The sequence below is a fragment of the Paracoccus nototheniae genome (genome assembly GCF_004335005.1).
Taxonomy (GTDB): domain Bacteria; phylum Pseudomonadota; class Alphaproteobacteria; order Rhodobacterales; family Rhodobacteraceae; genus Paracoccus; species Paracoccus nototheniae.
Window position 1 is genome coordinate 1 of sequence record NZ_RQRT01000217.1, and the last position, 415, is coordinate 415.

Annotated in this window: 1 protein-coding gene; it reads right to left on the reverse strand. The window is 42.2% G+C overall.

Going from position 1 to position 415, the window contains the following annotated elements; all coding sequences use genetic code 11:
- Nucleotides 1-278: iron-sulfur cluster insertion protein ErpA (gene erpA, locus EG885_RS22520; protein ID WP_242679812.1), on the reverse strand; the 278-nt coding region annotated here is incomplete at its 3' end.
- Between the last annotated feature and the right edge of the window lie 137 nt (nt 279-415).

The window sequence follows — 415 nt, forward strand, 5'->3', positions numbered from 1 at the left end:
TTTGGGTTTTGTACGACAAAACGCGCGCCTTCTAAGCCTTCGGTATAGTCTATTGTGGAGCCTTGTAGATACTGATAGCTTAAGGAGTCCACCACTAAGGTGACATCGCCATTTTTGAAATTGGCATCATCTTCGCCCATATCATTAGCGAAATTAAACCCATAAGAAAACCCAGAGCAGCCACCGCCAGTCACATAGACTCGCAGCATTAAACTATCGTCACCCTCTTCTTCGCGTAGACGCCGCACTTTATTAGCAGCACTATCGGTTAAGGTCATGGTTGGGATCATATTTGCCTCACTATACACATTAATTCGACTGTACCACTTTGATTATAAAAGATTTTTCCTAAGACCTCGGTTTAATAACACTTCGTTTATGGGTAACTTGGCGTCAATTATCTACATTCAACAAC